Raw genomic sequence first — 3,798 nt, 5'->3', positions numbered from 1 at the left:
CACCATCCCGGAGATCGAGCCGCGGCTGTTCTCCTTCAACGCGCCGTTCGGGGCTTGCCCCGATTGCGACGGGCTGGGGGCGGAGCTGTTCTTCGACGAACGGCTGGTTGTCCCGGACGTGACGTTGAGCTTGGCGAAGGGTGCGTTGGCGCCCTGGTCCAAGTCGAAGTCGCCGTACTTCCTTCAGACGATCGATGCCATCGCCGCGCAGTTCGGCTTCGACAAGAAGCTGGCGTGGAAGGACCTGCCGGCCGAGGTGCAGGGGGTCTTCCTGCGCGGATCCGGCAGGCAGAAGATCAAGTTCCGTTACGACGAGGGCGGCCGCGTCTACGAGGTCACGCGCGTCTTCGAGGGCGTGATCCCGAACATGGAACGCCGCTACCGCGAAACGGACAGTTCCTGGGTCCGCGAGGAGTTCGAGCGCTATCAGAACAACCGCCCCTGCAAGACCTGCGGCGGCTATCGTCTGCGCGAGGAGGCGAGGGCGGTGAAGATCGCGGGCCTTCATGTCGGTGAGGTGGTCGAGAAGTCGATCCGCGAAGCCGCCGACTGGATGGCGGAGGTTCCGTCGCACTTGTCCAAGCAGAACAACGAGATCGCCGCCGCCATCCTGAAGGAGATCCGGGAACGCCTGGGGTTCCTGAACAACGTGGGCCTGGACTATCTGACGCTGTCGCGGTCGTCCGGAACGCTTTCGGGCGGTGAATCGCAGCGGATTCGCCTCGCCTCGCAAATCGGGTCTGGACTCACGGGGGTGCTCTACGTTCTGGACGAGCCGTCGATCGGATTGCACCAGCGCGACAACGACCGGCTGCTGACCTCGCTGAAGGGGCTTCGCGATCAGGGAAATTCCGTGATCGTCGTCGAGCACGACGAGGAGGCGATCCGCGAGGCCGACTACGTCTTCGACATCGGCCCCGGCGCGGGCGTCCACGGCGGTCGGGTCGTGGCGCAGGGCACCCCGGCGGAGCTGGAGGCGAACCCGTCCAGCGTCACGGGCGACTACCTCGCGGGTCGGCGGATGATCCCCGTCCCCGAGAAGCGCCGCAAGGGCAACAGGAAGAAGGTCACCGTGGTCAAGGCGACCGGCAACAACCTGAAGGGCCTGACCGTGGACTATCCCCTGGGCAAGTTCGTGGCGGTCACGGGCGTGTCCGGCGGCGGCAAGTCCACCCTGACCATCGAGACGCTGTTCAAGACGGCCAGCATGAAGCTGAACGGAGCCCGTCAGACCCCCGCGCCGTGCGAGACGGTCAAAGGGCTCGAACACCTCGACAAGGTCATCGACATCGACCAGCGCCCCATCGGTCGGACGCCGCGATCGAACCCCGCCACCTATGTCGGCGCCTTCACTCCCATCCGTGACTGGTTCGCCGGCCTGCCGGAGGCCAAGGCCCGCGGCTACAAGCCGGGGCGGTTCTCCTTCAACGTCAAGGGCGGGCGCTGCGAGGCGTGCCAGGGCGACGGCGTCATCAAGATCGAGATGCACTTCCTGCCCGACGTCTACGTCGAGTGCGAGACCTGCAAGGGGAAGCGCTACAACCGCGAGACGCTGGAGATCCTGTTCAAGGGCAAGTCCATCGCCGACGTGCTCGACATGACGGTGGAGGACGCTCAGTCCTTCTTCCAGGCCGTGCCCAGCATCCGCGAGAAGATGGACGCTCTGATGCGCGTGGGCCTGGGCTATATCCGCGTGGGACAGCAGGCGACGACCCTGTCGGGGGGCGAGGCGCAGCGCGTGAAGCTGTCCAAGGAACTGTCGAAGCGGTCGACGGGCCGGACCCTCTACATCCTGGACGAACCCACGACCGGTCTGCATTTCGAGGACGTGCGCAAGCTGTTGGAGGTGCTGCACGAATTGGTGGAGTCTGGGAACACGGTCGTGGTGATCGAGCACAACCTCGACGTCGTGAAGACCGCCGATCACGTCATCGACATCGGCCCGGAAGGCGGCGACGGCGGCGGCACGCTCGTGGGGGCGGGGACGCCCGAGCAGATCGCCGCCCTGGAAGGCAGCCATACGGGCCATTACCTGGGACCGCTTCTGAACGCCCGGAAGATCGCGGCGGAGTAGCCGATCGATCGATCGAAGCGGCTTCCGGGTTATCCATATCGAAATCTATGGCATCTATAGGTCGGTTCGATGGGGTTGCGCGTTGGGGTAACGGTCCGGCTGTCCGTGTCTGCAAGCTGCATCACGAACTGAATGATGCGTTCCGGTTCGGTGATCGCCTGCGGCAGTTTGTGAACGTCGTCCGTTGACGGAAGGGGTTCACGATCGCGGACGTCGGGTGGTCATTTACGATTCCACGATCGTCGCCGCCGCCCTCTAATTCGGCTGAGACGCCCTCCTGACGGAGGATCCGCATCACGGTCAGGCCACCGACGACCGCCTGCGTATCATGAATCTGTTTCGGGACGCTGCTTCGGTCTGATTCCATCGGCCCCGGCCGGACCCGTTCCAAGATTTCGTATCCCCCTACCCCCCGCCCGCAAGCGGTGGAGACGTGGAGAATGTCATGTCGGGAATCGTTTGACTCGCGATGTTCACCGCATAGAACAAACGTAGAACATCGGTAGTTGCAGCCTTGCATGACGCAGATCATATTCCTTCCGGACCGTGCCGGACGGGGCGGCCCCCCTTTGCCTGCCGCCCCGGAGGCACCGCGACCCGGTGCCGTCTCCCTGTCGGAGGCGTGGGCCGTCCGTGCCTCCGATGCGGGGGTGGCGGGATTCGTCTTGGCGTCGCTGTCGCGCACCGGCGCCGTCCTGTGGGTCCAGGACCGCACCTCCGCGGCGGAGGCGGGCATTCCCTATCCGAACGCCTTGCATCGTCCGATCATCCGGGTCCGGTCGCGCAATGCGGCGGATGCACTGCAGGCGATGGAGATGGGATTGTCCTGTTCCGTCCTGTCCGCCGTGGTGGGCGAGATCTGGGGCGAGGCGCCGCGCGTCGATTTCACCGCCACGAAGCGGCTGGCGTTGCGGGCGGAACGGTCCGGGGTGTCCTGTTGGATCCTGCGGCGGGGCGCGTCGCCCGGCCTGTCGGCGGCACGCGACCGCTGGGCGGTGGAATCGATGCCTTCCGTTCCAAGCCTTTGGGACGATCGCGCGCCCGGACCGCCCCGGTGGCGGGCCGACCTGTTCCGCACGCGCGGCGGCCGTCCCGGCACGTGGATCGCGACGCATGACCGAACGACGGATCGCCTGCATCTGGATGCCGCGGATGGCGATGGACCTGCACCGCGCCCGGCGGAACGAGCCGGATGACGTGCCCTTGGTCCTGTCGGTTCCAGGACGTCACGGGCCCGTCGTCCACGCTGCGACCGCCGGGGCCGTGGCCCTGGGGGTGCGCACCGGCATGCGGGTGTCCGACGCGCAGGTGGCCGCGCCCGAACTGGTGGCGCGGGCCGCCGACCCCGTGGGGGATGCGGCCGCTCTGGATCGGCTGGTCCATTGGTCGAACCGCTGGTGCCCCTGGGCCATGGCGGACGGTGCGGACGGGTTGGTGCTGGACGTGACGGGGGCCGCGCACCTGATGGGGGGCGAGGATGCGATGACGCGGGACATCGTCGCCCGCTTCGCGGCGATCGGCCTGCGCGTGCGGGTCGCGGTCGCTCCCAGTCGGGGCGCGGCCTGGGCCCTGTCGCGGTTCGGATCGGATCGCGCCGTCTGCACCGACTTGGGCGACCTGGACCCACTGCCCGTCGCGGCCCTGCGGTTGGACGACGCCGCCTTGCAGACGCTGCATTGCCTCGGATTGAAGCGGATCGGCCTGTTGCGCGCCGTTCCGCGCGT

General features: G+C 67.1%; 3 protein-coding genes. All 3 read left to right on the top strand.

What is annotated here, in order from left to right; genetic code table 11:
• Nucleotides 1–2,074: excinuclease ABC subunit UvrA (gene uvrA, locus P0084_RS18435; protein WP_308918360.1), on the top strand; the 2,074-nt coding region annotated here is incomplete at its 5' end.
• Between the two features lie 650 nt (nucleotides 2,075–2,724).
• On the top strand, nucleotides 2,725–3,270 hold the full coding sequence (locus P0084_RS18430; protein WP_308918359.1) for an ImuA family protein: 546 nt from the start codon (nucleotides 2,725–2,727) through the stop codon (nucleotides 3,268–3,270).
• The coding region (locus P0084_RS18425) for a DNA polymerase Y family protein (protein ID WP_308918358.1) at nucleotides 3,233–3,798 on the top strand (566 nt) is incomplete at its 3' end. The genes P0084_RS18430 and P0084_RS18425, both read left to right, overlap by 38 nt.

The organism is Jannaschia maritima (genome assembly GCF_030973515.1).
Lineage (GTDB): Bacteria > Pseudomonadota > Alphaproteobacteria > Rhodobacterales > Rhodobacteraceae > Jannaschia > Jannaschia maritima.
The sequence above is the reverse complement of the archived record's forward strand: the minus strand, read 5'-3'. Positions and strand labels throughout refer to the sequence as shown.